Source organism: Actinomyces timonensis DSM 23838 (genome assembly GCF_000295095.1).
Lineage (GTDB): Bacteria > Actinomycetota > Actinomycetes > Actinomycetales > Actinomycetaceae > Actinomyces > Actinomyces timonensis.
The window spans coordinates 83583-109572 of record NZ_JH806633.1; the positions used below are offsets into that span (position 1 = coordinate 83583).

24 protein-coding genes and 1 other RNA gene are annotated in these 25990 nt (G+C 70.2%); 21 read left to right on the forward strand and 4 right to left on the reverse strand.

The window, feature by feature from the left end; genetic code table 11:
* Positions 1–84 precede the first annotated feature (84 nt).
* The 13 genes from A1QA_RS0106830 to A1QA_RS0106895 all read left to right on the forward strand — a co-directional run bounded on the left by A1QA_RS0106830 (position 85) and on the right by A1QA_RS0106895 (position 15804).
* Positions 85–435, forward strand: a complete 351-nt coding sequence (locus A1QA_RS0106830) for a hypothetical protein (protein ID WP_017178171.1) — start codon at positions 85–87, stop codon at positions 433–435.
* Positions 436–533: 98 nt separating this feature from the next.
* Positions 534–821 (forward strand): hypothetical protein, encoded by a 288-nt coding sequence (locus A1QA_RS13935; protein WP_017178172.1) that lies wholly within the window; start codon positions 534–536, stop codon positions 819–821.
* Between the two features lie 19 nt (positions 822–840).
* Positions 841–4746, forward strand: coding sequence for a tape measure protein (locus A1QA_RS0106840; protein WP_017178173.1), 3906 nt, complete (start codon positions 841–843; stop codon positions 4744–4746).
* A gap of 17 nt (positions 4747–4763) precedes the next feature.
* Positions 4764–5489, forward strand: coding sequence for a hypothetical protein (locus A1QA_RS0106845; protein WP_017178174.1), 726 nt, complete (start codon positions 4764–4766; stop codon positions 5487–5489).
* Positions 5486–6559 carry a hypothetical protein gene (locus A1QA_RS0106850; RefSeq protein WP_017178175.1) on the forward strand — a complete coding sequence of 358 codons (1074 nt, stop codon included), beginning with the start codon at positions 5486–5488 and terminating at the stop codon, positions 6557–6559. The genes A1QA_RS0106845 and A1QA_RS0106850 overlap by 4 nt, the downstream gene beginning before the upstream one ends.
* Positions 6553–8340, forward strand: coding sequence for a hypothetical protein (locus tag A1QA_RS0106855; RefSeq protein WP_017178176.1), 1788 nt, complete (start codon positions 6553–6555; stop codon positions 8338–8340). The genes A1QA_RS0106850 and A1QA_RS0106855 overlap by 7 nt, the downstream gene beginning before the upstream one ends.
* A gap of 12 nt (positions 8341–8352) precedes the next feature.
* A complete protein-coding gene (locus A1QA_RS0106860) occupies positions 8353–9000 on the forward strand; it encodes a hypothetical protein (RefSeq protein WP_017178177.1) in 648 nt (215 codons plus the stop codon).
* A 77-nt stretch (positions 9001–9077) separates the two neighbouring features.
* Positions 9078–10547, forward strand: a complete 1470-nt coding sequence (locus tag A1QA_RS15020) for a GH25 family lysozyme (RefSeq protein ID WP_017178178.1) — start codon at positions 9078–9080, stop codon at positions 10545–10547.
* A gap of 3 nt (positions 10548–10550) precedes the next feature.
* Entirely contained in the window at positions 10551–10838 is a 288-nt protein-coding gene (locus A1QA_RS0106875; protein WP_017178179.1) for a hypothetical protein, read from the forward strand.
* On the forward strand, positions 10838–11410 hold the full coding sequence (locus A1QA_RS0106880; protein ID WP_017178180.1) for a hypothetical protein: 573 nt from the start codon (positions 10838–10840) through the stop codon (positions 11408–11410). Before A1QA_RS0106875 ends, A1QA_RS0106880 begins: the two co-directional genes overlap by 1 nt.
* 17 nt (positions 11411–11427) lie before the next feature.
* On the forward strand, positions 11428–11802 hold the full coding sequence (locus A1QA_RS0106885; RefSeq protein WP_017178181.1) for a hypothetical protein: 375 nt from the start codon (positions 11428–11430) through the stop codon (positions 11800–11802).
* A gap of 14 nt (positions 11803–11816) precedes the next feature.
* On the forward strand, positions 11817–14633 hold the full coding sequence (locus A1QA_RS0106890; protein WP_017178182.1) for a spherulation-specific family 4 protein: 2817 nt from the start codon (positions 11817–11819) through the stop codon (positions 14631–14633).
* Positions 14634–14667: 34 nt separating this feature from the next.
* Entirely contained in the window at positions 14668–15804 is a 1137-nt protein-coding gene (locus A1QA_RS0106895; RefSeq protein ID WP_017178183.1) for a hypothetical protein, read from the forward strand.
* Between the two features lie 122 nt (positions 15805–15926).
* Here the strand turns inward: A1QA_RS0106895 and A1QA_RS15850 are convergent, their stop codons facing one another.
* The 3 genes from A1QA_RS15850 to A1QA_RS0106910 form a co-directional block, all read right to left on the reverse strand.
* Complete coding sequence (locus A1QA_RS15850) at positions 15927–16088, reverse strand: hypothetical protein (RefSeq protein ID WP_017178184.1); 162 nt, start codon at positions 16086–16088, stop codon at positions 15927–15929.
* Position 16089: 1 nt separating this feature from the next.
* A complete protein-coding gene (locus tag A1QA_RS15025) occupies positions 16090–16317 on the reverse strand; it encodes a hypothetical protein (protein ID WP_017178185.1) in 228 nt (75 codons plus the stop codon).
* Between the two features lie 72 nt (positions 16318–16389).
* Entirely contained in the window at positions 16390–16689 is a 300-nt protein-coding gene (locus tag A1QA_RS0106910; RefSeq protein ID WP_017178186.1) for a hypothetical protein, read from the reverse strand.
* 373 nt (positions 16690–17062) lie between these two features.
* Between A1QA_RS0106910 and A1QA_RS0106915 the strand changes: the two genes are divergently transcribed.
* From A1QA_RS0106915 to A1QA_RS0106925, 3 genes are all read left to right on the forward strand, one after another.
* Complete coding sequence (locus A1QA_RS0106915; protein WP_017178187.1) at positions 17063–18667, forward strand: GTPase domain-containing protein; 1605 nt, start codon at positions 17063–17065, stop codon at positions 18665–18667.
* Positions 18664–20160 (forward strand): GTPase, encoded by a 1497-nt coding sequence (locus A1QA_RS0106920; protein WP_017178188.1) that lies wholly within the window; start codon positions 18664–18666, stop codon positions 20158–20160. Before A1QA_RS0106915 ends, A1QA_RS0106920 begins: the two co-directional genes overlap by 4 nt.
* Before the next feature lie 166 nt (positions 20161–20326).
* Positions 20327–20938, forward strand: a complete 612-nt coding sequence (locus tag A1QA_RS0106925) for a single-stranded DNA-binding protein (protein ID WP_026048760.1) — start codon at positions 20327–20329, stop codon at positions 20936–20938.
* Between the two features lie 49 nt (positions 20939–20987).
* On the opposite strand, the gene A1QA_RS0106930 is transcribed toward A1QA_RS0106925, so the two are convergent.
* Complete coding sequence (locus A1QA_RS0106930; RefSeq protein ID WP_017178191.1) at positions 20988–21524, reverse strand: TY-Chap domain-containing protein; 537 nt, start codon at positions 21522–21524, stop codon at positions 20988–20990.
* A gap of 163 nt (positions 21525–21687) precedes the next feature.
* On the opposite strand from A1QA_RS0106930, the gene ftsE reads away from it, so the two are divergent.
* The 5 genes from ftsE (at position 21688) to ssrA (ending at position 25825) form a co-directional block, all read left to right on the forward strand.
* Positions 21688–22377, forward strand: coding sequence for a cell division ATP-binding protein FtsE (gene ftsE / locus A1QA_RS0106935; RefSeq protein ID WP_017178192.1), 690 nt, complete (start codon positions 21688–21690; stop codon positions 22375–22377).
* 12 nt (positions 22378–22389) lie between these two features.
* Entirely contained in the window at positions 22390–23307 is a 918-nt protein-coding gene (gene ftsX / locus A1QA_RS0106940; protein ID WP_017178193.1) for a permease-like cell division protein FtsX, read from the forward strand.
* A 3-nt stretch (positions 23308–23310) separates the two neighbouring features.
* Entirely contained in the window at positions 23311–24591 is a 1281-nt protein-coding gene (locus A1QA_RS0106945; RefSeq protein WP_017178194.1) for a peptidoglycan DD-metalloendopeptidase family protein, read from the forward strand.
* 168 nt (positions 24592–24759) lie between these two features.
* The gene (gene smpB / locus A1QA_RS0106950) at positions 24760–25302 is read left to right on the forward strand and encodes an SsrA-binding protein SmpB (protein ID WP_017178195.1); all 543 of its coding nucleotides are present in this window, start codon (positions 24760–24762) and stop codon (positions 25300–25302) included.
* Positions 25303–25454: 152 nt separating this feature from the next.
* Positions 25455–25825: a transfer-messenger RNA gene (gene ssrA, locus A1QA_RS15345) on the forward strand.
* The last annotated feature ends 165 nt before the right edge of the window (positions 25826–25990 follow it).

Below are 25990 nucleotides of genomic sequence, written 5' to 3' on the forward strand. Positions count from 1 at the left end.
CTGGCCCCCGCAGCGTGTCGGTCCGCTGCGGGGGCCAGGTCACCACACCCAGTCGACCGACGACTGACCGACAGGAGAGAAACCGTGGCCACTACCAAGAAGACCACCGCCAAGAAGACCGCCACCAGGGCGAAAGCCGCCGGCGCGAAGGCCCCCCAGGACCGACTTCCCAAGGCCGAGGCGCAGGGCACGCCGATCAGCATCCGATTCCGGGACGTCGATCTGCTGATCGACCCCGACGACATCGACGACTACGAGGCCGTCACCCTGCTCACCAGGGGCGTCCCCGACCGATTCCTTGAGGCCGTGATCCATGACGATGACAAGCGCGACGCCCTGATCGAGTCATGCCGCAGCGATGACGGACGACTCCGCGTCTCCACCGTCCACGCCATGGCGACCGAGCTCCTCAACGCGGTCGGCGCGGGAAACTGACCGACCTCCCCGCGCTCCTGGCCGAGCACGGGGAGGTCATCGAGGCCGACCTCCAGCGCTACTACGGCGTCGACCTGGCGGACCTGTGGCGCGGCCGCATGACCTGCCGCCGCTGCCTGACCCTCATCAAGGGACTCCCACCGGGAGCGGGCCTTCACCGCGTCAACGGCGGCGATATGGCCTGGAGCGACGAGACCGCCGCGATCCTGCGCGGCCTGTGGCACCTGGAGACCGTCGTCCTCTCCCTGTTCGCGAAGAAGGGCACGAAGCCGCCTGCCGCGCCCGCCCCACCGGAGGTCGGGTGGAAGGCCAAGCAGGAGCGGGACGACGAGAGGATGCGGCGCAAGGTCGCCCGTCTCAAGGCCCGCACACAACGAGCTCAATAGCGCTGAGGGAGGGGATGGCATGGCCACCGAGACCGTCGAGCTCGCCGCCGCGTACGTGCAGATCATCCCCTCCCTCAAGGGCGTTGAGGGCGCGATCGCGAAGGCGCTCGGCGGCTCCCAGGCCGTCACCACGAGGGCGGGGCAGAGCCTCGGCGCGAGCCTCGTCGCCGGGATGACGAAGGCCATCGGATCCGCTCCCTCCATCGGCAAGGCCATCGCCGCCCAGACCCGCTCCGCCGCCGACTCCATTCGCCTGCTCGGCGCGTACGCGCGGGAAGCATCCTCGACGACGATCAAGGAGCTCGCCCCCATCGGGCGGGCCCTCGCCTCGATCACCAGCCACATCACCGGGCCGCTCCGGACGGCGCTCGGCAGCGTGGGGCGCGTGGCGTCCACCGCGCTCGCCCCACTGTCCGGCATCGTCGGCAAGGCCGCTGGATCTCTCGGCGGCATCGGCACGGCGATCAGCGGGCGCATCGGCTCCAGCCTGTCAGGGCTCGGGTCAGCGATCACGTCGCGCCTCGCCCCGGCAGCAGGTGTCGTCGCGCAGACGGCCGCGAAGTGGGCCTTCGTCGGCGACGCCATCAAGGCCCGTGTCTCGTCCAGCCTGTCCGGGCTCGGGACGGCCATCAGCTCCCGGCTCGCCCCCGTCGGCGGCGCCCTGTCCCGGATCGGCTCCGCATGGGCCCCCGTCGGCCAGTTCATCTCCTCCAAGGTCGGCGGCGCCCTGGACGGCATAGGCGGGCGCATCGGCTCCGCCCTCTCAAGCGGGGCGAGCGCCGCCATCAGCACCGCCGGGCGCATCGGCTCCAGCATCGGCGGCGCCCTCTCCGGGGCGGTGCAGACCGGCGTCAACGCCGCCGGGCTCGCCATCGCCGGGCTCTCCGCGACCATCGCCGGGAACCTCGGCGGCGCCATCCAGCGCGCCGACCTGCTCAACAACTTCCCCAAGGTCATGGGGAACATCGGCTACTCCTCCGAGGAGGCCACCCAGCAGATCAAGCGCATCAGCGGCGCCCTCGACGGCCTACCCACCAGCACCGACGCACTGGTGCAGACAGCGAAGGGCCTGGCGCCCCTGACCGGGTCCCTGACCAAGGCCACGGACGTGTCCCTGGCCCTGAACAACGCGCTCCTCGCCGGCGGCGCCTCCACCGCCCTGGTGGAGAACGCCATGGAGCAGTACCGGCAGATGCTCGCCAACGGCACCGTCGACATGCAGGCTTGGCGGTCCATGACCATGGCCATGCCCGGCCAGATGGACATGATCAGCAAGTCCATCCTCGGAGCCTCCGGCAACACATCCGCCCTCTACGATGCGATGAAGAACGGCGAGGTCTCCTTCGACCAGTTCAACAACGCCCTCCTGTCCCTCAACGAGCAGGGCCTGGACGGCATGGCGTCCTTCGCCGAGCAGGCCAAGACCGCCACCGGCGGCATCGGCACCGCCTTCACCAACGCTGGCAACCGCGTCAAGAAGGCTCTTGCCTCCATCATCGAGGCCATCGGCGTTGACGCGATCGCCGCGAAGATCAACGAGCTCACCTCCGGGATCACCGGCATGGGGCAGCGCGTCGCCGACGCCATCACCGCGATCAAGGCCAGCGGCGGCGAGGGACTGTCCTCCATGCTCGGGCCCCTGGCCGGGCTCGCCCCGATCATCGGCGCCGTCGTCGGGGCCCTGGGCGGCCTGGCCACGAACCTCCCGGTCATCGGCGGCCTGTTCAGCGGACTGTCCGGCCCGGTCGGGCTCGTCATCGGCCTGTTCGCCTCCATGTGGACGCAGTCGGAGGCACTGCGCTCCGCCGTCGGCACCGCGTTCTCCTCCCTGGGCCTGATCTTCCAGTCCATGCAGCCCACGATCGCCGCCCTCGGCGGGGCCTTCGCATCCATCGCCGGGGCCCTGGGCAACCAGCTCGGCGCCGCCTTGATGGCGGTAACGCCCGGCCTGGTGCAGATCGGTCAGATCGTCTTCCCGATCCTGACCCAGACCATCAACCAGCTCGCCCCGATCCTCTCCGGGCTCGTGGTCACGATCGGGCAGGCGCTGACCACCGCGCTCGCCGCCGTGATGCCGGCGCTGACCAGCCTCGCCCAGTCAGTGTTCCCCGTGCTCTCACAGGTACTGACGGCGATCGCCCCGGTCTTCGCCCAGCTCGTCGGCGTGATCGCAGGCCTGTTCGCGCAGGTGATCCAGCTCCTGGCGCCGATCCTGGCGAACCTGGCGCAGACCCTCATGCCGGCGATCCTCGCCGTCGTGCAGAACCTCATGCCGCCGCTCCAGTCGGTCATCAACGCGATCGTCCCGATCGTGCAGGCGGTCCTGCCGGTGCTCGCATCGGTCCTGGGGACCCTGGTCAGCGTCCTGGGCAACATCATCGCGGCCGTCCTGCCGCCCCTGTCCACGGTGCTCGGCACGATCATCAGCGTCCTGGGGACCCTCATCAGCACCATCGGCGTGGTCCTCGTCCCGACGTTCCGGCTCATGGGGTCCGTCGCCGACGTCGTGATCCGCGCCGTCGGCAGCATCGTCATGTGGCTCTGGAACAACGCGGTCAGCCCCGCGTTCAACTTCATCAACCAGAAGCTGACCTCGTTCAAGGACTTCCTGAACAACACGCTCAAGCCCACGGTGACCACCGTCGCCACGAAGATGGGTGAGGCGTTCACGAAGTTCAAGGACACGCTCAAGACCGCCTTCGACGCCATCAAGGGGATCGCGGCGAAGCCCATCAACTTCGTCATTAACACGGTCTACACCGGCGGAATCAAAAAAGCGTTTGACAAAATCGCTGAGACCATCGGCCTCGACACCCGCCTCCCGACCGTGGCGCCGATCGCCGGATACGCATCCGGAGGCGTCCTCCCGGGCTATTCGCCGGGGCGGGACATCTACCATTTCGTGTCCAACGACGGCGGCGGGCGCCTCGCCCTGTCCGGGGGAGAGGCCATCATGCGCCCCGAGTGGGTGCGCGCCGTCGGCGGCCCGGCCGCCGTGCACGCCATGAACCGGGCCGCCGCCTCCGGCTCCCCGGTCCCCGGCGGCGACCGGGGCTACCGGCCGTTCACCCAGCACTTCTGGGACGGCGGCATCTTCAAGAAGGCGTGGGATAAGACCCGCCACGGCGTCGCCTCGACCATCGATGGCGCCATCAACTGGATGAGCGACGCGGCCGAGGCCGCCAAGTCCATCATCCAGGACCCCCTCGGCGCCCTTGAGGAGCTGATGCTCAAGCCGGTCAAGGCGCTCATCGGGCAGATCCCCGGCTCCGGGTTCCTCACCAAGCTCGGCGGGCATATCCCCTCCATGCTCTGGGAGGGGATCAAGAGCTTCATCAAGTCGTTCACGGACAAGGTCTCACCGGCCGCGTCCAGCGACCTGGTGGGGCAGGCCCTCCAAGCACTCGGCACGCCCTACGTGTGGGGCGGTGTGAGCGTGCCCGGGGGAGTGGACTGCTCGGGCCTGATCGTCTGGGCGCTGCGCGCCATGGGCTACAACGTGCCCCGGCACACGGCGGCCTCCTTCCAGGCCAACTCCGAGCCGGTCTCGTCCCCGGCGGCCGGCGACCTGGTCTTCTGGGGACGCCCCGCCTATCACGTCGCCATCAGCGAGGGCAACGGCAACATCGTTGAGGCCCCCACATTCGGGATCCCCGTCCGCGAGTACCCCGAATACGGCGCGATCAGCGGATACGGGCGCTTCCGGTACGACTCCGGCGGGTTCCTCCAGCCCGGGTTCACGCTGGTCGAGAACGCCACGGGCAAGCCCGAGCCAGTGTTCACGTCCAGCCAGTGGGACCTGCTGGAGAACCGCCCTGGGGCGTTCCCCGAGACAGTGATCCTCAAGGTCGGCGACCGCGAGTTCACCGCCTACGTCGACGAGCGGGCCACGGACGTGGCCGTGCAGGCCATCAACGCGATCTGACAGAAGGGGGCCCCGTCATGGCGCTCAAAGGATGGGTCGGCACCGTCTCACGGCTGCCGTCCCTGTTCCTGAGCACGACGGCGCTCACGACCCTCGTGCTCGCCGACGAGCGGGTGCTCGCCGTCGTCGGCCCGGGGGAGCACCTGATCGCCGACGCCCTGGCCGAGCCAGGCGTACCCACCACCTACCGGGCGGGCCTGGAGTCAGTGACCCTGGTCCGCCCCGAGGGCGACTGGTGGGGAGTCCACGTCTGCGACGCCTCCGGGCGCTCCGTGCCCTGGCTCGCCTACGAGAGCAACGACGACCCGGTCTCCTGGGCGTCCACGGTCAAACAGTTCAACGCGCGCGTGGCGCGCTGGGCGATCGAGGACGACCCTGTGACGGGGGAGGGGCAGATCGCCCTGGACGACCCCGCCCGCGAGGCGGACGTCTGGGCGACCCTGCGCTCCCACTCGCCGATCCTCCTCGTGCCCGCCGCCCAGACACCGGGCGTGCCACCCAGGTGCGTCACCGTCAACACCGTCAAGCGCACGCGAGTCACCGACAGCCTCATCGTCTTCAAGGTCGCCTGGACGCAGGCGCTGCCCGAGACCACCGGGCACGGCCTGGGCACCGCCATGGGCGCGTGCCCCGTGACCACGTGGGGCGAGTGGCAGGCCTACGCCGACGCCCACCGAGAGGGCGGCTGGCAGCACTACAGCGCCTTCAGGATCGCCCAGCTCGTGCAGGGGATGCCGGTATGAGGCCCGGACCGCCCCTGGATGTCCTGTCCGGCGCCGTCGCCGTCGGCGTGGAGGTCTCCTCGATCCGTGGCCGCCGCGTCCTGGCCACCAGTATCCCCGTCCGAGCGGTCAAGCTGGAGGTCACCACGTCGAGGACGGTGCCCGGGCAGGTCACCTTCGAGGCCCCCAGGGACTGGGCCCCCACCCACGACGACTCCCCGCTGGGCAACTTCGGGCAGCGCGTCCAGGTGGTCGCCCTGATCGACCACCACGGGAGCGTCGGGCGCGTCGAGCTCGGCTGGTTCCAGATCAATGACTGGAAGGAGGGCGCCGAGGCCGTCTCGGTGACCGCCCTGGATCTCATGCAGACCCTGGAGGAGGACCCCTTCGCGTGGGGCTCCTCCCCGGCGGCGGGCGCGACCCTGAGATCCGAGGCGCAGCGCCTCGCCGGATCCCTGCCCGTCATCCTCGACGACGGCGTGCCCGACAGCCCCATCTCATCGCTGACGCAGTGGGGCACGTCCCGCACCGAGGCGATCCGCGACCTGTGCGCCGCGCAGGGCGTCGCCTACCGCGTCGGCGCCGACGCCGCCCTACACATCCACCCCATCCGCGACGCCCGGGAACCGCAGGCGACCTACACGGCCCGCGACCTGCTCGTCGGCGCGCCCCGCTCCAGCGTGAAGCGCCGCCCGAACCGGGTCTACGTCACCGGATCCCGCACGGAGGGATCCGGTGAGGAGGAGTCCGTGACCCGGTGGACCGGCGAATCCACCGCCACCATGGACCCCTACCACCCCAGCGAGTACGGGTGGGTCACGGACCACCGGGAGTTCAACGCCGCGACCGGCGGCGAGCAGGTCCAGAAGGCCGCCGACACCTACATGAGGGACGCCCTGGCGAAAGCGTCCTCCCGGTCCCTGGAGATCATCCCGGACCCCAGGATCGAGACGGGGGATGTCATCGCCGCCGTCATCGAGCACGACGACGGCGCCACCGAGCACCTGGTCGGCCGGGTGACCGCCTACAGCCTGCCCGTCGGAGACCCCGACGGCACGATGAGAGTCGACATGGAGGAGCTGGCATGGTGAGGAGCCTGTGGCTGGACGCCATCCCCAGCTCATCGGGGAAGGCGACGGCGTCACTGAACGCGGCCGCGTCCGCCGGCAACCGGTCCGGGTCGATCGTCACCGCCCGCGTGATCGCCATCGACCCCACGGCGGGAATGGTGCGCGTGCGCATCCCGCACACCGCCGCCGAGGGCGAGGGCCTGGAACAGGTCGGGCCCGCCGCCGGCACCTACGAGCTCGACGCCGTTGTCATCGTCCTCATGGACGGCTCCGGCCGCATCCTCCAGATCATGGAGCCCCCCACGGTGAAGGGCGACGGCACCGGCGTGGGCGCCACCGCCGGGAAGATGCTCCTCGCCCAGGGCCAGCTCAAGGACGCCGAGAAGAAGCTCGCGGACTCCGCCGAGCGCGTCAAGGCCGAGCTGGAGAAGTTCTCCAAGGCGCCGATCGGAACCTCCCGGCTCACGAACGACGGGACGCCGATCCCCGGGCCGATGATCGCGGACGGGGCGATCGGCGTGGAGAAGCTCGTCGTCACGAAGGAGATGGTCGCCGCCATCGGCCAGTACCTTGAGGTGACCACGCAGATGCTCACCGCCGGGAACGCCACCATCGCCGGGGAAGCCGTGGTCGGCGACCTCATCGGCAACACCCTCATGGGTGGGATGATCGCGATGCCAGAGCTCGCGGACGGCGAGATCGCCTGGAAGCGCGTCGGGCTCAACACCACAGCGGCGGCCCACTTCAGGGCGTTCAAGAGGACGCCGACGACCGCCGACCCGACGCCGTACGCCGACGTAACGACGGAGTACATCACCGACGGCTCCTACACGAAGCCACGATTCACGTTCAACAAGGCGCTCGTCAAGACGGCTGCGGATAAGACTTACCCGCAGATCGACTACACCGAGTCGATCAGGGACTGGGGGATCACGCCGGGAACCGAGCAGCTGCTGCGAGTGACAGCCACCATCGAGAACACTAAGTGGACTCATGTGGAAGAGGGTGCGCAGGCGTGGATTTGGGACGCTGACGCGCAGCGGAGCATTAAGGCTCAGGCATTCGCGACTGAAGTCGATTCCACGACGACTCGACTCGTGCACGTATTCACGATCCCCAAAGAGTCCACCTTCCCCTACGAAAATGTTCTCTGGAAGCACCAGATGTATCTGGACTGGTCTGTCATCCCGAAGGGAGCACGGATCACCATCGACTCCATCGAGACGGCGCCGATCACCGCCAATGGAGGCGGCCTGTACATCGAGCGAAACGCCAATGGGCTCCCAACCGTCCGGTTCCAGTCCAAGAGCGTTCAGACTGTCATGACGCCGAAGGAGATCGGCGTCGCCGCGAACGGGGCCCCCATGCGGCACCAGTCATGGGTGACGTTCGTGGACAGGCCGTACGGGCTCCTCCACTACCAGCAGGTCGTCCAGCTCTCCTCAGGGATATGGCACACGATGCCCGTCTCCAACGCCACCGGCGACCTCGGCGGCGGGGTCATCAAATCCGGCGGCGGACTGTCCGTCCCCGTCGGCGGGCTCTACAACGTCACCGGGATGATCGGATTCGGGGCGTCCACATCCACCCCCAGGGGGGTCGCCTACAAGATCGGCGGCGAATGGGGCTCCGCCTCGACCGTCATCTCGGCGGCCCACAACAGGGCCTCATGGATCACCTTCTCCGACGTCGTGCGCCTCAAAGCCCACGACGTCGTCACACTGTGGGGCCTCCAGGAGACCGGGGCGAACCTCGGCACCAACGCGTGCTCACTGGCGATCAGCCTCATCTCGGCACTCTAGAAAGGACACGTGATGGCGACAACGCACTGGAAGGGCGCCCCCATCCCGGAAGCCGGCGACGACCTGCTCACCGCGTGGCCGAACGCGCTCGACGCCCTCGGGACGATCATGGCCGCATCCTCCGTCCCCGCAGCCCGACTCGCCCTCGCCCGGGCCGAGACCGAGGGGCACCCGGCGACAAGCGCCCACCCCGCCTACATCGACATCGACGGCGTCATGTACCGGTCGATCGGCGCCAGGGGAGGGGACGAGACCATCGACCTGGTGCCGATCAACCAGATCGAATCGGCCCGCGACTACTACGGGCACTCATGGAAGAACACCCTCAACTCCGGCGTCTACTCCGGGATGATCATCTCATCCCTGCAAATGCGCCCCTACAACCGGAAGATCATCGCCTTCGGCGCCGCCTGGATGAGCAACATCAGCGGGCACATGGACCTTGAGATCAACGCCCAGGGAATCGTCGGGAAGGCCCGATTCAGCGTCGGGACCGACTCCACCCAGAACATCATCGTCGTCGCCAACGTGCCCGCAGGAACCGCCCCCAAAATCCAGATGGGGGTGAGAGGCGGGCAGCCATCCGGCACCGGCGAACTCGCCCCGCACGCCGAGTGGACCTACCTGGACGTCGTCGCGTTCCCGATCTCCATGGGCTGACCCCACGACACCCACCACCCATCCGGGCCCTGGCAGTCGTCTCTGCCAGGGCCCGACCCATGAGAAAGGACAGAGGCATGGACATCAACGCGTATGTGGGAGCCGTGTGGACCGTCTGCGATAAGTGGTCCACGGGCTACGGGCAGGGCGATGGGACCGGGGGGAGGTGGGATATCCGCGACGGCGGTGCCGGTGACTGCTCCAGCGTCACGATCTGGGGCGCCCAGATGGGCGGCTACCCCACGGCCGGCGCGTCGAGCACCCACGACATGATCGACGAGCTGACCAGTGTCGGCTGGTCTCTGGTGCCCGCCGGCTACCCCTCGAAGGGCGACATCCTGTGGAAGCCGGGGCACGTGTCCGTGGCCATCGCCGACGGCACCCTGGCCGAGGCCTGGATCAACGAGCTCGGCGAGATCGTCGGCGGTGAGCCGGGCGACCAGACCAACCAGGAGACCCGCGTCGTCAATTTCTGGGAGCACCCGTTCACCGGGCAGTGGGAGTGGATCATCCGGCCCCCGGCCGCCTACCCGGCTGGTGGCTGGTCGATGGAGCTGCCCCTGACCGACGGCGCGGTGCGGCCCCCGGCCCAGCCACGCCGCCCCGGCGGGTCCGTCGCCGAGGCCGCCGCCTGGCAGGCCTCCCAGACCGCCCCCGCCCCGAGCGCGCCGCAAGGAGCGGATACCCGCACCACTCTGCTCGGAATCGACATCGCCAACTACCAGGCCGGCATCGACCTGGCCGCCGTCAACCCCGACTTCGTGATCGTCCAGGTCACCCGGGGCACCACCGGCCTCAACACGCACTGGCACGACCAAGCCATGCAGGCCTGGAACCAGGGACGCCCCCTCGGCCTCTACCACTACATCCAGGGCGAGGTCAGCGCTGAGGCCGAGGCCGACCTCTTCGCCGCCACGATCAGCTCGTGGCTCGGCTACGCGATGATCTGCGTCGACTGGGAGGAGCCGGACAACGCGGCATGGGGCGACGAGGGCTACCTGCGGCGCTTCCTCACCCGCCTGAGCGAGCGCGTCGACAGCAGGTGGCTCATGCTCTACGCCCCTGCCGATTCCTACCCGTGGGGCGTGGCCACGCAGTTCGACACGGGCCGCTGGGTCGCCCAGTACGCCGACAGTAAGCCCACCGGGTGGGACGCCGACCCGTGGCACGGCCAGTGGCCGATGAGCGCTCACATCCACCAGTACACCGGCACCGGCCGCGTCAATGGCTATCCGCGTGACCTGGACCTCGACGTCTTCCACGGCTCCGCCGCCGACTGGCGCCGCTACTACACGACCGATCACACCGACCCCGGCGCTGGGGCCTCCGGCGCCGCCAACACACAGGAGGACGAATTGTCCGCAGCAACCGACACCGTCAACACGATCAGCTCTCTCCTGCACGACCACCTGGCCCCCGCCATCGGCCAGATGGCCCGCGAGAGCTTCGCGACCAACGCCCGCACCGAGAAGATGGCCGCCAACATCGCCGCCATGCGCGCATCCATCGAGAAGCTCACCGACACCCTGACCAAGAAGGAGGGCTGACCCATGGCAGACGCCGCTACCACCCTCGCCACCCCCTTCGCCGTCATCGCCCTGGTGACCTTCGCGAAGGACCTGGGCCTGCCCACGAAGTTCGCCGGCGCCCTCGCCGTCGTCTTCGGCATCGGCCTGTCCCTCGCCGACCACTACCTCGCGGGCACCGACGTCTACGGCGCGATCGTCACCGGGGCGTTCCTCGCCGCCGGCGGCGCCGGCGTCTACGACACCTCCCGCGCCGTCGGCAAGGCTATCGGCGGCGGCGCCACTGGCGAGCACGAGGCCCCCGCCACCTGATGACAGGGATCCTCCTGACGGAGGCGGCCACTCCGGGATCCCCACTGCGGGACCCGGAGTGGCTGCAAGCCGTCTCAGTGCTCATCACCGCCCTCGTCGGTGCCGTCAGCGGACTCATCGCCGCATGGGTCCCCCAGCGCCGCGCGAACAAGCGCATCGAGGAGAAAGTCGAGCGGGCGGGTCGGTCGGCGGACATCGCCGGGCGCGCCGCCGAGGACGCCCACTACGCGATCACCAATGATCACAGCTCCCCTCTGCGGGAGGACCTGGACAGGCAGTTCTCCGAGCTCCTGGAGGACCAGCGCCAGACGCGCCTGGCTGTCACGCAGGTCGCCGAGGCGCAGCGCTCCGCCGAGATCACCATCGGTGAGGCCCTCTACGGCCTCCGGGCCGGGATCGACAAGCTCGCGTCCCGCTCCAAGGCCGAGGAGGCCTCCATCCGGCAGGAGGGCGCTCGCATCGCCGCCGAGGTCGAGAACCGCCTCGACGCCCTCGAATCGGCCCGATGCGACTCCTGCCCACCGGGCGCCACCGCCAAGGGCGGGCGCCACGCCGCACCACCAATCCTCTGACCAGAAAGGGGCCCCGCATGGCGCTCGGCCGCATCCAGGGGAAGTTCATCCTCCCCGACAACACGGGGGTAGCGACCTCCGTCCGAATCACCCCGACCCGGCTCCTGGAATCCACCCCGCTGGGCGTCGTCGTCTCAACGGCGACCTGCATGCTGACCGACGGCGCCCTCGACGTCGAGGTCGTGCCGGGCACCTACCGGCTGGAGCTGCGCATCCCCGGCTCGGAGGAGCTGGCGATGACCGTGACCGTCCCCGACGGGGGCACCGTCAACATCGCGAGCGCCCTGAACCAGCCGCCCCCGTCCCCGCAGCCCCCATCGCCGGGCGGCGGCGGGGCATCCCCCGGCGCAAACATCCGTGACAACGGCGACGGCACCCTCACCCTCGGCTGACCAGGAGAACCCCCATGGCATTCACCCTCTACTCCAAGGCCGGGGCGGACGCCGCCATCAAGGCGGCCATCGCCCCACTCGGCGCCCGCGTCAAGAAGATCGAGGACCACCCCGGCGGCGGCGACGTCGACCTGAGCGGCTACGCCCGCACAAGCGACCTCGACACCAAGGCGAGCATGAAGGACGTCGAGGCGCTGGCCGAGCGCATCGGCGCCGTCGAGAAGCGCCCCACTGCGCCGGCCAAGGGCGGCCGCGCGTGGTTCTCCGTGTCCTACCCCCGCCCGGACGACGACCTCTCGGCATGGCGCGCGTGGCTGGCCCCCGCGCCCCTGGGCACCGCTGTCATGGACCACTCCGACCATGACTGGTCCGTCGAGGTCCCCGCCTACGCCAAGGCCGCCAAGGCCGCCAAAGCAGCAGGCGCCCGCGTCCTGTGGTACGTGCCCACGCACAAGGGCATGGCCGGTGCCCCAGCCAAGTGGGGCGAGGGACGCCCGGACGCCGCCAAATGGAGCCACGACGAGATCATCCGCCAACTCGGCTACGCCAGGACCTTCTACGGCGCCGACGTCTTCGACGGCGTCTTCCTCGACGAGGTCTCCTCCGGACTCGACTCCCACGCCGAGCGCGTCCCCTGGTACACCGAGCTCATCACCAAGATCCGTGAGCGCTTCGGGGCTGGCTTCTACGTCTTCGGCAATCCCGGTGTGGCGGTCTCCGACGCCATGCTGGACGCCGGGTTCGACGGCCTGTGCACCTTCGAGGACACGGCCGTGGAGTACCTGAAGGCGAGCGGGGAGCGCAAGGCGTGGCTGCGGGTCACTCCTGCGATGGTGTCCACCGGTGTGGACATCGTCCACATGGTCCGTGACGTCACCGCCGGCAACGTCCGGGCTGTCTATGAGCGGGCCGAGGCCGAGGGGCCCGATGGGCTGTTCCTCACGGACCGTGGGCTCACTCCCGGGGCGGATCCGCTCGGCGTGCCCGCCTCGTCCCCCTACGCGGCGCCCCCGGCCGCGTTCGTCACGGCTCCGCTGAGCGCGTGGGCCGCCAGGATGCTGCCCACCTACTGGGCCGCCCAGGCGGGGGGCGAGACGGCGCCGACAGTGCTCGTGGGATCCCTTGAGGGCGGCAAGGTCTACGATTCCAAGACGATCCGCCTCGACGGTGGTACCGCGTCCGTCATCGCCACCCCGACGGACACGTGGCGCGGTGACGTGTCCACTCGGGTGTTCGAGGTGCCCGGCGGCAGGGACCTCGTCCTGGGGCTGCACGTGGTGCATACCGGGGCGGTTCCCGCAAGCCTTCAGGTGAAGGTGTCCTATGGGACCGCGAGTGAGCAGCCTCGCGCCGTGTGGACCAAGGGCGGCTCGTTCACTGTGGACCCGACGGGGGAGGCGGGTAAGGACCTGTCCCTGGTGATCCCGGCGTCGGACACGCAGGGCAACACGCATGCCCGCGTGGATCTGCGGTTCAACGGGACCCGGTGGGAGCCGGGCAAGGGGTCCGTCAGTGGCGTCACCGTCACTGTGCCCGGGGACAAGGCTCCTGAGGCTGATCTGAGCGCGTTCGCGAAGAAGGACGAGGTCGCCGCTGAGGCGCAGAAGGCCGCGCAGCAGGAGGTGCGGTCGGCGGTTCAGGGACTGGCCACGAAGCAGGAGCTGAGCGGGCTCATGTCGCGTGAGGCCGTCGAGGCCTACGTGCGCGAGGCGATCGCGCAGGCCCTGAAGGTGGCGCCGGGGGCTCCCGAGGGCGATCTCCTCGTCCCCAAGCCCGACCCCGGCTGGAACAACCAGGCGCCGTACCTGGCGAAGTTCCGGGCTGGTGAGGGCAAGACCTCGACGATGCCGATCACGATCCTGGGCGACTCCTGGTCCGGCGGCAACGTCACCGAGCGCGGCGGCGCCAACAAGACGTCGGAGCGGTGGGACGCGATCGCGAAGCGGGACCTGAACAATTTCGCGTTCCAGAACCAGGCGATCAGTGGCCAGCTGACGAGTGATTTCCTGATCTACTCGGGTGTTCACCCGTTCATCGTGTCCTCGATCGACGGGGACCAGATCCCGGCCGGCAAGAACGTCGAGAAGCGGGTCACCCTGTCGAGCCCGCCGCTCGACGTCATGAACGGCAAGCTGCTCCGCAACAACGTGAAGGATGTCAACACGTACATCACGTACTGGCAGGTCACCCTGGACGGTGTGCCCGGGTACATGCGGCTTCGCTGGGACCAGGCGCAGGGCAAGAACTACTTCGTGTTCGCCAGGAACACCGATGGGCAGGCTCACCCCCTGCCGCCCGGGACGTACCGGTGCTCGACGCAGATCGAGTCCACGGTGACCAAGGGCGCCCAGTTCATCATCGAGCTGGGCATCAACGACCTCTTCCAGCACTACGGCGACGCCCAGTTCGTCGAGAAGTACATGCAGAATCTGCGGGACATCATCTCTCGGCTGGGGACCGATTACGCGGGCGCCCAGCCGAGCCACCTGATGGTCCTGACCATCCCGCCGATGAGCGGCGAGAACCGGGACGCGCCGCGCCGCAAGATGATGGACAAGGCCAACGCCGCGCTCGTCAACGAGTTCGGGCCGATGGTCCTGGACATCTCCAGCTACCTCACGAGCGAGCAGGCCCTTGTCGACGCCGGACTGCCTGTCACCAGCGGGGATCGGGAAGACCTGGCGCAGCGGTCCCTGCCGAGGTCCCTGATGGGCGACGTCTGGCAGAAGCCCGGCACGTTCGACGCCACGCACATGAACGCGGCCGGCCACAAGGTCCTGGGCGAGTTCATCGCCCGGGAGATCAAACGCCGGGGGTGGGTTCAAGGCTGACCCGCCTTCGCCCGCGCCGGCCGTCTCCACGACCATGGTGGGGGCTGCCGGCGACGGCAGGACCGATGACACAGCAGCGCTCCAGGCCGCCTTCGGGCGCCTGGAGCGCTCTGGTGGGGGCACCCTCCACCTCGACCCAGGGCGCGTCTACCGCATCGATGGGTGGGTCCAGGGCATCGGCTCCGGGATCACCATCGAGGGCCACGGCGCCACCATCACGCGGGGACCGACGTCCGGCGGCATCCTCTTCGCCTCCAAGGCCGAGAACAACCGGAGGATCCCGGACGGCGGAGAGCGCTTCACCGTCCGGGACCTGAGGATCGTGGGGGACTACGCCAGCGGGAAGGGCCTGTGCGTCGCCTCCCTGCACCACGCCCGGGACATCGCCTTCGAGCGGTGCATCTTCGAGCAGGTCGCCGGCGGCGGCGGGCACGTCGTCGACGCCGTCGCCGTCGACGGACTGCGGTTCACCGACTGCGAGTGGCGCGGCCGCCTCGTCGTCGGCGACGGCGCCCTCCAGGAGAACATCCAGGTCGGCGCCTCGCTCCAGGGGACGCTCTCCCACAACCAGGCCACGGGCTACGACGGCGTCGCGTGCTCACGCGTCATCGTCGAGGACTGCCGCTTCCTGCCGCTCACGGTCGGAGGACGCACCTACCCAGCGCCGAACATCATCGGCAACCACGACAAGCTGGAGCACGGCGAGCACTGGGACGTGACCATCCGGGGCTGCCGCGTCGTCGACCCCCACGAGAACAAGGGGCTCTACGACACGTCCGTGATCAAGCTGCGAGGCATCAAGGGCTTGACCGTCCAGGGCTGTGAGTTCGTCTCCACCACGGGGGCGGACACGATCCTCATCCACGCCTCCGGGCGTGGGACGGGCATCCCCGCCGACGGGGACCTGAACGCGGCGCAGGACTGGGGCCACGAGGTCCCCATCGACCCACTGCGATGCCAGGACGTGACGATCAGCGACAACCGCATCACCGGGTTCAGCCTGCCCGGGGGGCGCGCCTACATGGAGATCGCGGGCGCGGCCGCCGCCCCGGCCGAGCGCGTCACCGTATCGGGGACGCGCCTCACGCGCGGGCCCGGTGACGCGGGGGACCTCGTCAAGATGGCGAGTGCCCACGTCACTGTCTCCGGGACCGAGGAGACCAGGGCCTGACCACCTTTCATCTGTAGGGAAAATTTTCTCGTCCGGCCCAGCCGGGGACAGAATCTCCTACGTTTGTAACACTGAACCGCCCCCTCACCACTGCGCGTGGTGAGGGGGCGGTTCAGTGCGTTCTACCGGCGGGCGCGCCTGCGCGCCAGGACGGCGGTCGCCAGGGCCGCCGCCCAGGCGCTCCACGCCGCGAGCGCGACATTCGGTGCGCTGCGCGTCGTCGTCCACACGAGGACCGCGCCGAGGGCGAGGACGGCCGCGAGCGCGGCGGTGGTCGTCCTCACCCTACTCCTCGGCCTCGCGTCGGCGGCGGGCGCGCTCGACGGCGATGTAGGCGCTCTTGTGCGACGCGAACTTCATGGGCTCGCGCAGCGAGTAGACGGATGCGCCGGCCTCGACGGCGCGCAGCATCGCCTCGTCCCGCTGGGCCAGGAGATCATCCGCCGCGTCGCGCGCGGCGCGCTCCTTCGACGCGAGGCGCACCGCCTCGGCGATCAGCTTCTCCTTGTCCACGATCCTCTCCCTTCCTCTTGCCGCTTGTCGTCGCGGGCGGGGCGCCCGCGCGGGGTGCCCCGCCCGCAGTGGTCACCAGTCCTCGCAGTCCGGGTCGGTGAGGTCCGCCTCGGTGAGGCCGGCCTTGGCCAGGAGTCGCGCCTTGGCGTCGTCATAGGGGTCCGGCGACTCCCAGTCGTCGCCCTCGCGCAGGGCATCGATGGCGTCCCGGACGCGGTCGTCGTCGGCGGCGATCCAGTCGGCGCCCTCGTCGCTCCACTGCTCGATGATGCACGTGCAGGTGGACGTGGCCCGCTCCTCGGGCGACCCCACGTCGACGAGGACGTCGTGCTCGGTGATCCAGTGGACGCGGTAGCGGATGTTGGTGCTCATGGTGGGTTCCTCCTCATTGGTCGCTCCCGATGGCACTACTGTAGTGCACTACAGCATGTAGTGCAAGACATGGGTGCGTGACCGTGGGGCGGCACGTTTACGCACCGCTTTCCCACGCGAAATTGACGCACCGTCGCCGCTGCCCGCTGGACGCAACGCGAAATGACCGCACGTTGCCGCCAGTTGCACCACTCAGCCGTCAATCGCCGCTACCAGCCGTCCAATAGACGTCTATTCCGCAGGTTCCCGGTTCGAGTCCGGGTGGGGGCACCGTTGGAATGACGCCGTTTTCCGAGCCACCGGGCCCAGGGAGTGGAGTCGCCGCGCCGGATTGATGAAGCGCGATCAGCCCTTAAGCCCATATTGTTGGATCATGCCCCCTACCGCCCCGTCGGCATCCCCAGCACCCCATGGGGACGGCCTGCCCTCCTCGGCGCTCAGCCGCGCCCAGCTCATCGAGGTGCTCAACAGCACTGTCGGAGACCTCCAGCGGCTCGATCTGGCGCTGGGCGCTTCCGAGACGGAGGCCGCTCGCCGCCTGCGCCACAGCCTCGTCTGCCAGATCCGTGACCACGTCCTGCCCCGCATCGCCGACGCCGAGGTCCCGGCGATCGTCGTCGTCGGCGGGTCCACCGGTGCTGGCAAATCCACCCTCGTGAACTCAGTGCTCGGCGCGGAGGTCTCCGTCGCCGGGGTCCTGCGCCCGACGACGCGCACCCCCGTCCTCGTGGTCAACCCAGAGGACCGCGCGTCACTCAGCGGCCACTCGCTGGCCAGCGTGTGCACGATCCAGGAGTCGGCGGCGGTGCCCGCGGGCCTGGCCCTCGTGGACGCCTCGGACCTCGACTCGGTCCACGAGTCCAACAGGATCCTGGCCGCGCGCCTTCTGGAATCGGCGGACCTGTGGCTCTTCGTCACCACCGCCGCCCGCTACGGTGACCAGACGCCGTGGACCACGCTGGAGGCCGCCGCGGAGCGGAAGATGCCCATCGCGATCGTCCTCAACCGCGTGCGCGCCGACGTCCTGCCCGAGGTTCGCAGGGACCTCATGACGCGCCTGGACCAGATCGAGCTGGCCGATGCCCCCTTCTTCGTCATCCCCGACGCCGGCCCGCACGAGGGCCTCCTGCCGGGAGACGCCGTCGGCGAGATCCGGGACTGGCTGCAGCTCCTGGCCGGGCGCCACCGCGCCGCTGGCCTCGTGCGCCGCGGTGGGCGGGGCCTGTGGTCCGCCCTCAAGAACGATCTGGCCGCCCTGGCCGACGCCGTCGACGTCCAGGACGAGGCGGCCAAGCGCCTGGAAGAGGCCACCGCCGCCCTGCTCGTCGACCCGGGCGCCGAGATCCGCTCCGACCTGGAGCGCGGGGAGATCGGTGAGGGAGCACCCGCCACCCGGTGGGTCACTCTGGCCTCCTCAGGCGCCCCGCTCGCCCCCCTGGCCACGGGATCGCGCCTGCCATGGGGCCTGTTCGCGCGCGCGGCCAAGGCGCGCACCGCGGCACTGGCCAAGCTCGCCGCCGACGCGCAGGCGGCCCTCGCCTCGCGCCTCGAGGCTGCCCTCGTCGCCCTGGCCGACGACGTCCAGCGGATCTGGACGGAGGCCGGGGCGGAGGAGTCGGCCGGGCGCCTCCTGCCGGCCGTTCCCGACTCCGAGGCGATCATCGCGCAGTGGGCCGACGACGTGCGCGCCAATCCCGGCGCCTCCGCCCGTGGCCTGCGGGGGACGGCGATCGGCGACCTCATCATCGCGGCCGCCGCCGGGGTCGAGGGCGCCCGGACCGCCACGGACAGGCTGCGCCTGGCCGACGCCGTCGCCTCCGCGCGCGCCTCCCTGACCGCCACGTTCGACGCCGCCCTGGCCCGCGTGGCTCCCCCCGGGACAGCCCTCAAGCTCGCCCCCGACCCCGCGCTCGCCGCTGCCCTGCGCCTGCGCTCGGGCGAGCTCACTCCCTTCACCCGCCCTGGAGCGACCGCATGACCACCTCTCCCAAGCCCGATCAGTCCTGGACCACCGCCTCGACCGCCAAGGAGGAGGCCCCGATGGTGCTCGACGCCGCGCACCTCGACGCCCGGCTCAACCGCCTGCGGGCCGCCATCGACTCCTGCCCGACGGAGGTCCCCGCCTCCCTCGCCCTGCCCGCGCGCACCAGTCTGGAGGAGGTCGGCGAGCGCCTGGTCCTGGGCGTGGACCACACTGTCGTGGCTCTCCTGGGAGGAACCGGCTCGGGGAAGTCCTCGCTCTTCAACGCCCTGTCGGGCCTGCAGTTCGCCGATGTGGGCGCCCGCCGCCCCACCACCTCGGAGTCCGCTGCCTGCACCTGGGGCGATGACGCCGTCGCCCTGCTGGACTTCCTGGGGGTCAACGACGAGCGCCGCATCCGCCGCGAGTCCCTCCTCGACGCCGACGACGAGGACGAGCTCGCCGGGCTCGTTCTCCTCGACGTCCCCGACTACGACTCGGTGACCACTGAGCACGCCCTCCAGGTGGACCGGCTCGTGCCCCTGGCCGATGTGCTCGTATGGGTGGTCGACCCGCAGAAGTACGCCGACGCCGCCCTCCACGAGGGCTATCTGCGCGGACTTGGCGCCCGCCAGGAGGACATGCTGCTGCTCGTCAACCAGGTCGACACCCTGCCCCCCGGTGGGCAGGAGCGGCTCCTTCGCGACATCCGCTCCCTGCTGGACTCCGACGGGCTCCACGAGGTCCGGGTCATCCCCGTCTCCGCGGTCCGGGGCGACAACCTCACCGAGGTCCGCGACATCCTCATCGAGCGGGTTTCGCGCGAGTCCAACGCCGCGCGCACCGCCTCCGCCGAGCTCGACGCCATCTGCCTGCGACTGCGACCCGCCGCCGCGGCGCACCCCGTGGGCACCTCGCCCGAGCACGAGGCCGCCGCCGTCGAGGCCCTCATCCACGCCTCGGGCGCGCGCGCCGTGGAGGCCTCTATCCGCGAGGGGCTGGCGCGGCCGCTGCCGCGCGCCCTGGCCCGCCCGGAGACCCCCTCCCGCCCGGCCGTGACCGCCATCCGCACCACCTGGATGCGCCGCACCACAGAGGGATTGCCCGCCGCGTGGCTGAGCAGCGTCGACGCCGAGGTCATGAGCCCGGAGACCCTGGCCGCCCAGACCGCTGAGGCCGTCGGCTCGATCCGCCTGCCCGGGCACCGGTCGCCGATCATCGAGCTCGGCTGGTGGGGCGGGCTCGTGGCCACCCTCCTGGGACTCGCCTGGGGAGGCCTCATGATCGCGCAGGGCGGCAACTTCCTCCTCCCCATCGCGCTGCTCGTCCTGGGTGCCCTGCTCTTCCTGTGGTCCGGCGCCCGGCGCATCGCCCGCGCCGACCAGGAGGCCAACGACTACGCGGACCGGGTGCGCGAGAGACTGGCCGTCGTCGCCGCTCGGGGCCTGACCACGCCCGCGCAGGGAGTGCTCGCCCGCCACAGGGAGCTGCGCGAGGCGCTGCGCGTCTGAGCGCTGGCTGCTGGCGCGCCCGCTGCCGGGGCACCCGGGAACCACAGGCGCCGCCGCGCTCATCGCGCGCGCACGTCTGGGGGCGCATGGTCCACGGGGCTGGGGGTCTGCGGCACCGTGGGAGGGAACCGGCGCTCGGCCGGCTCCCTCACCCACAGGAGTCATCATGACGCACCAGCTCGACCTCACCATCCAGGGCACCCTGGGCACCAACCCCGTCCTCAGCTTCTCCGGGACCGATGAGCGGCGCCTGGCCTACTGCCGCTTCCGGGTCGCGACCACCACCCGCCACCGCACGCGAACGGGCCAGTGGGTCGACGACCCGACGGTGTGGTTCACCGCCAAGTGCTGGGGGAGCCTGGCCCAGAACACCGCCGAGTCCCTGCGCAAGGGTGATCCCGTCCTCCTCACCGGCCGCATGACCCAGGAGGCGTGGGACTCGGGCAAGGGCGTCGTCATCACCAATGTGCTCAGCCTCACCGCCGCCGGCCACGACCTCAGCCGCGGCTTCACCCGCTTCGCCCGGGTCCGCCGCGATGAGAACGGCAACGAGCTCCCCGACGCCCAGGCGACTCCTGCCACCCCTGCGAGCCCGACGAGCGCGACCACGCCCGGCGCCGCCAGCGCCGGATCGGCCGACGCCGTGGAGCCGGGCGCGCTCCCGGAGGCCCCGCTGCCGGCCGACCACTGGGAGGCGCCGGTCGAGCAGGAGGCCCCGGCCCAGCAGTCGGAGCCGCCCTACATCGTCGTCGACGACGAGGCCGCGCGGGAGGAGTAGTGGCCCGGCGATCCGCCGGGATTTCCCGCGCCGCTCAGGCCCGAGCCACTCAGACCTGAGTGACGAGGGGGTCGAGGTCAGCGGGGTGCGCCACCCGCAGCACCTCGATGAGCGCGCGCGTCATCATCTCAGCGGCCCGGGCGGCGTCGTCGAAGGCCTGGCGCATGACCTCGCCGTCGCTGGCCCACCCCAGGGCGCCGAGTGCCTGCCGCATCGCGTCGTCGAGGAGGAACCTGCCCGCCTCGTCGAGGATCGGCAGGTCCACCTCGACCCCGCCGCCGCGCCCGAGCACGATCATCCCCGGCACCTCGGGGGAGGCCTCCGGGCGGTGCCGTGCGCCGAGAATCGCGCGCAGCCCCCGGCGCCGGCCGAGGGCCTCCTGGTCGGCCACGGGAGCCGGCGCGGTGATGAGGATCATCGTCCCCGCGGGGAAGAGGGGGCCCGGTGACGAGGGGGTGACCGGGGCCCCGCCGCCCAGGGCCGCCAGGAAGTCGGCCAGCGACGGCGTGAAACGGGCCCATGACCCCTGATCCACCATCGAGGTGAAGGGGTCGTTCGCGGCGGTCGGCGCCTCCTGGTCATTCATGGCGCCCAGGCTAGCGGGCGGGCGGTCCTGTGGGCCGGGCGGATCACAGGGATGTCGCCTTGCTCGCGCCGGGCGTGTCATGGGCCGGATTCGTCCTCACCCTGCGTACCGTGGCGGTGACCGGCGCGCATTGGCGCCTGTGCCAGCCAGGAGCGATCCACCGATGATCCGATTCGACCATGTCTCCAAGGTCTACAAACGAGGAGCCCGTCCCGCGCTCGACGATGTCGACATCGAGATCGAGCGCGGCGAGTTCGTGTTCCTCGTGGGCGCCTCCGGCTCCGGGAAGTCGACCTTCCTGCGCCTGACCCTGCGCGAGGAGCGCCCCACCTCGGGGAAGGTCCACGCCCTGGGCAGGGACCTGTCGCAGATCTCCACCTGGAAGGTCCCCCAGCTGCGCCGCGAGATGGGCTTCGTCTTCCAGGACTTCCGCCTGCTGGAGACCAAGCCGGTCGCCGAGAACGTCGCCCTGGCCGCCCAGGTCATCGGCAAGCCGAGCCACTACATCCGCACGGCCGTGCCCGAGGCCCTCAAGCTCGTCGGCCTGTCCGGCAAGGAGAAGCGCCTCCCGCACGAGCTCTCCGGCGGCGAGCAGCAGCGCGTCGCCATCGCCCGGGCCATGGTCAACCGCCCCAAGCTGCTCCTGGCCGATGAGCCCACCGGCAACCTCGACCCCTCGACCTCCGTGGGCATCATGCGCCTCCTGGACCGGATCAACCGCCAGGGGACCACGGTGGTCATGGCCACCCACGATGACGAGATCGTCGATCAGATGCGCAAGCGGGTGATCGAGCTCAAGAGCGGCAAGGTCGTTCGCGACCAGGACCGCGGCGTCTACGGCTCGGACCGCTGAGGAGAACCACTGATGAGATTCCGCCTGATCACCGCCGAGACCTTCAAAGGGCTGTCCCGGAACGTCGCCATGACGATCTCGGTCATCCTCGTGTCCTTCGTCTCCCTGCTCTTCGTCGGCTCCGCCGCCCTCCTGCAGTCCCAGATCTCCACCATGAAGGGGGACTGGTACGACAAGGTCGAGGTGACGGTCTACATGTGCCCGCCGTCGTCCGCCCGCGCCGAGTGCGCCGCCGGCGAGGCCACGCAGGCGCAGATCGACGCCGTCGAGCAGCTCGTCAGCTCCGAGGCGCTGGCTCCCTACGTCAAGGAGTACACGATCGAGTCGAAGGCCGAGGCCTACGCCAGGTTCATGAAGGCCTACGGCAACTCCTCCATCGGGCGCACCGCCACGGAGGAGATGATGCCGGTCTCCTTCCGCATCAAGCTCAACGACCCCGAGAAGTACCAGGTGGTCGACGAGCAGTTCACGGGGCGCGACGGCGTCGAGCGCGTCGTCGACCAGCGCTCCACCCTCGACCCCCTCTTCCTGGTCATGAACCGCGCCACCTGGATCACCGGGGGCCTGGCGGCGATCATGGCGCTGGCGGCGGTCCTCCTCATCTCGACGACGATCCGCCTGTCCGCGATGAGCCGCTCCAAGGAGACGAGCATCATGCGGCTGGTGGGCGCCTCGAACCTGTTCATACAGCTGCCCTTCATCCTGGAGGGCGTCATCGCGGCGCTCATCGGGGCGCTGATGGCCATCGGCGCGCTGTGGCTCGGCGTGTACTACATCGTCGAGCACTGGCTGGGCCGCTCGGTGACCTTCACCACCGCCTTCATCCGGACCAGTGAGGTGCTCTACATCGCTCCCTGGCTCATCCTGGCCGCCGTCGCGCTGGCCGCGATCTCCTCGGCCGCCTCCCTGTCGAAGTACACGAGGGTGTGAACCATGTCCCGCCGGAGCCTCCCCATCCTTCTCGCGGCAGCCCTGTGCCTGACTCCCATCTCCTCCGCCCTGGCGGACGACCGATCCGACGCCGTCGATGAGCAGAACGAGGCGCAGCGTAAGCAGGCCGAGCTGGCCTCCTCCCTGGAGGGGGTCTCCGCGGACCTGGGGCAGGCGTACATCGACTTGCAGAACGCCCAGACCAGCCTGTCGAACGCCGAGACGGAACTGAAGACCGCCGAGACGACCCTCAAGGAGAAGGAACGCGAGCAGAAGACCGCCGCCGACCGCCTCACGATCGCCCAGGACTCCCTGGACCAGATCACCGCGGAGGCCTCCTCCTCGCAGGCGACCGCTGACGAGACCTCCGGCTCCGTGGCCCAGCTCGTCGTGTCCACCTACCAGGGCGACACCTCGGTGACCTCCCTGACCTACGTGCTGGAGTCGGGCTCGGCCGAGGAGCTGAGCTCGCGCGCCGAGACCATGCAGATCGCCTCCGGTGTCCAGGAGTCGGTGCTCTCGGCTGCGGAGGCCAAGCGCGCCCAGGACGCCAACCGCAAGGCCCGCCAGGACGCGGCCACCAGCCGGGTCGCCACCCTCAAGGCCGACGCCGACGCCGCCGCCACCGCCGCCCAGACCGCGCGCGACGACGCCAAGACCAAGCGGGACAACGTCTCCACCCTCACCACCCAGAAGGCCAAGGCCGCCTCCGACTTGGAGGCCCGCAAGAGCGACCTCGAGTCCCAGCAGGCCCAGGCCGCCAAGGACGCCGACGCCGCCGCGGCCAAGATCGCGGAGATCGACGCCAAGAACCGCGCCGCCTACGCGGCCGGGCAGACGGGGGTCTCCTCGGACTCCATCGCCGCGGACTCCCTGGGCTCGGGCTACATCGGCCACCCGATCTCCGGGCCGCTCACCGTCACCTCGCCCTTCGGTTTCCGCATCCACCCCGTCACCGGGGTCGGCGTGGGCCACCAGGGCACCGACTTCGCCGCCTCCGAGGGCACCCCGCAGTACGCGGCGGTCTCCGGCACGGCCACCTACTGGGACTCCCCGTCCTGCGGTATCGGCATCGACATCAACGCCGGGTACATCGACGGGCACTCCTACGTCATCACCCTGTGCCACCTCTCCGGGCGGGCGATCGCGGACGGCCAGTACGTCAACCGCGGCGACGTCGTCGGGTATACCGGCTCGACGGGCTACGCGACAGGCCCGCACGTCCACTTCCAGGTCGCGCAGGACGGCGTCTACATCGACCCCATGACCCTGCCCGGCTTCTGAGCCGAGGGCGGAGCGCCCAGCGCGCGAAGGGGCTCCTGCACGAATGGCGCGCGCGAAGGGGCCCGCGCGGCGCGTAGACTCTCCAGTCCGCGCGCCGCGCCCGCCTCCGGCACCAACCGGGGCCACTCGGCGCGGCGAGCGCATCGGATGAACCGGAGGGAGACGACCATGGCCGCATCAGGCAGGGCGGGGCAGGGCAAGCCCAAGAAGCCGACACCCGGCGAGCGCGCCAAGGCCGCCTCGGACGCCCACAAGACGATCGCCCGCAACAAGAAGGCGAGCCACGACTACTTCATCGAGGACCGCTACGAGGCGGGCCTGGCGCTCACCGGCACGGAGGTCAAGGCCCTGCGCATGGGACGGGCGTCGCTCACCGAGGCGTGGATCGAGATCGACCGCAATGGCGAGGCCTGGCTGCAGGGCGCCTATATCCCCGAGTACCTCCAGGGCACGTGGAACAACCACGCCCCGCGCCGCAAGCGCAAGCTCCTCCTGCACCGCGCCGAGCTCGCCAAGCTCGCCATGCGCGTGTCCGCCAAGGGCTACACCATCGTCCCCCTTGAGCTCTACTTCATCGGCGGGCGGGCGAAGCTCGAGATCGCCCTGGCGCGCGGCAAGCAGGACTGGGACAAGCGCCAGGCGCTGCGGGAGGCCCAGGACAACCGCGAGGCGCACCGCGCCATGGCGGCCGCCAACCGCCGTCGGGGCTGAGGGCCGGGCGGGCTGGGGCCCGGGCCACTGGGCTGCCCGGAGGCTGCCTGGAGACGGCTTGGAGGCTGCCTGGACCGCCTCGCGGGCCGACTGCTATGATGAGCAGCCGCCCGGGGCCCGCTCGTCGAGCCGGCTCGCGGTACAACTCCATAGGGGATGATCGGTTTCGACGACGGTCATGGGTTCAGGAGAAGCGGGCCGAGGATGCGCAGTCATCTCGTCAACGCTCTGCGCGAACCTATAGGTGCCGATAACACTCGCACCGACTTCGCCCTCGCCGCCTGAGCGAGCCTCGAAGTCCGTCAGCCCGGGGATCGCTTCCGCCCCGGTTCCTGGCGTCATCTAGGGAGCCACTGCTGAGGAACCGTGTCGGTAGGTTCCTCGGGACTCCTCATCGACTGAGCCCGTCGGCGTCCTTGCTCGCGTGAGACGCCGGGGCTGAGAAACTCAAAAGCGAGCTGCGCCCGGAGAAGTCCTGTTGCATGCCCGTCGGACCGGGGTTCGATTCCCCGCATCTCCACTCACCTCTGAGGGCCCCGCACCACTCTGGTGCGGGGCCCTCAGCGCGCTCGCGCCCGTCAGTCGAGGCGGGCACCGTGTGTTGGTTGGATACCGGGTTGTCGTTGCGATGGTGCCGGAATCGGCTTGATGGAGTCGGGGCTGGAGGGTCCCGCCCGCGCCTGCCCAT

Bases quoted from the DNA above. Each gene is read 5' to 3' on its own strand.
- A1QA_RS13935 (WP_017178172.1), top strand. From the start codon at position 534: ATGACCTGCCGCCGCTGCCTGACCCTCATCAAGGGACTCCCACCGGGA.
- A1QA_RS0106840 (WP_017178173.1), top strand. From the start codon at position 841: ATGGCCACCGAGACCGTCGAGCTCGCCGCCGCGTACGTGCAGATCATC.
- A1QA_RS0106845 (WP_017178174.1), top strand. From the start codon at position 4,764: ATGGCGCTCAAAGGATGGGTCGGCACCGTCTCACGGCTGCCGTCCCTG.
- A1QA_RS0106850 (WP_017178175.1), top strand. From the start codon at position 5,486: ATGAGGCCCGGACCGCCCCTGGATGTCCTGTCCGGCGCCGTCGCCGTC.
- A1QA_RS0106855 (WP_017178176.1), top strand. From the start codon at position 6,553: ATGGTGAGGAGCCTGTGGCTGGACGCCATCCCCAGCTCATCGGGGAAG.
- A1QA_RS0106860 (WP_017178177.1), top strand. From the start codon at position 8,353: ATGGCGACAACGCACTGGAAGGGCGCCCCCATCCCGGAAGCCGGCGAC.
- A1QA_RS15020 (WP_017178178.1), top strand. From the start codon at position 9,078: ATGGACATCAACGCGTATGTGGGAGCCGTGTGGACCGTCTGCGATAAG.
- A1QA_RS0106875 (WP_017178179.1), top strand. From the start codon at position 10,551: ATGGCAGACGCCGCTACCACCCTCGCCACCCCCTTCGCCGTCATCGCC.
- A1QA_RS0106880 (WP_017178180.1), top strand. From the start codon at position 10,838: ATGACAGGGATCCTCCTGACGGAGGCGGCCACTCCGGGATCCCCACTG.
- A1QA_RS0106885 (WP_017178181.1), top strand. From the start codon at position 11,428: ATGGCGCTCGGCCGCATCCAGGGGAAGTTCATCCTCCCCGACAACACG.
- A1QA_RS0106890 (WP_017178182.1), top strand. From the start codon at position 11,817: ATGGCATTCACCCTCTACTCCAAGGCCGGGGCGGACGCCGCCATCAAG.
- A1QA_RS0106895 (WP_017178183.1), top strand. From the start codon at position 14,668: ATGGTGGGGGCTGCCGGCGACGGCAGGACCGATGACACAGCAGCGCTC.
- A1QA_RS0106910 (WP_017178186.1), bottom strand. From the start codon at position 16,689: ATGAGCACCAACATCCGCTACCGCGTCCACTGGATCACCGAGCACGAC.
- A1QA_RS0106915 (WP_017178187.1), top strand. From the start codon at position 17,063: ATGCCCCCTACCGCCCCGTCGGCATCCCCAGCACCCCATGGGGACGGC.
- A1QA_RS0106920 (WP_017178188.1), top strand. From the start codon at position 18,664: ATGACCACCTCTCCCAAGCCCGATCAGTCCTGGACCACCGCCTCGACC.
- A1QA_RS0106925 (WP_026048760.1), top strand. From the start codon at position 20,327: ATGACGCACCAGCTCGACCTCACCATCCAGGGCACCCTGGGCACCAAC.
- A1QA_RS0106930 (WP_017178191.1), bottom strand. From the start codon at position 21,524: ATGAATGACCAGGAGGCGCCGACCGCCGCGAACGACCCCTTCACCTCG.
- ftsE (WP_017178192.1), top strand. From the start codon at position 21,688: ATGATCCGATTCGACCATGTCTCCAAGGTCTACAAACGAGGAGCCCGT.
- ftsX (WP_017178193.1), top strand. From the start codon at position 22,390: ATGAGATTCCGCCTGATCACCGCCGAGACCTTCAAAGGGCTGTCCCGG.
- A1QA_RS0106945 (WP_017178194.1), top strand. From the start codon at position 23,311: ATGTCCCGCCGGAGCCTCCCCATCCTTCTCGCGGCAGCCCTGTGCCTG.
- smpB (WP_017178195.1), top strand. From the start codon at position 24,760: ATGGCCGCATCAGGCAGGGCGGGGCAGGGCAAGCCCAAGAAGCCGACA.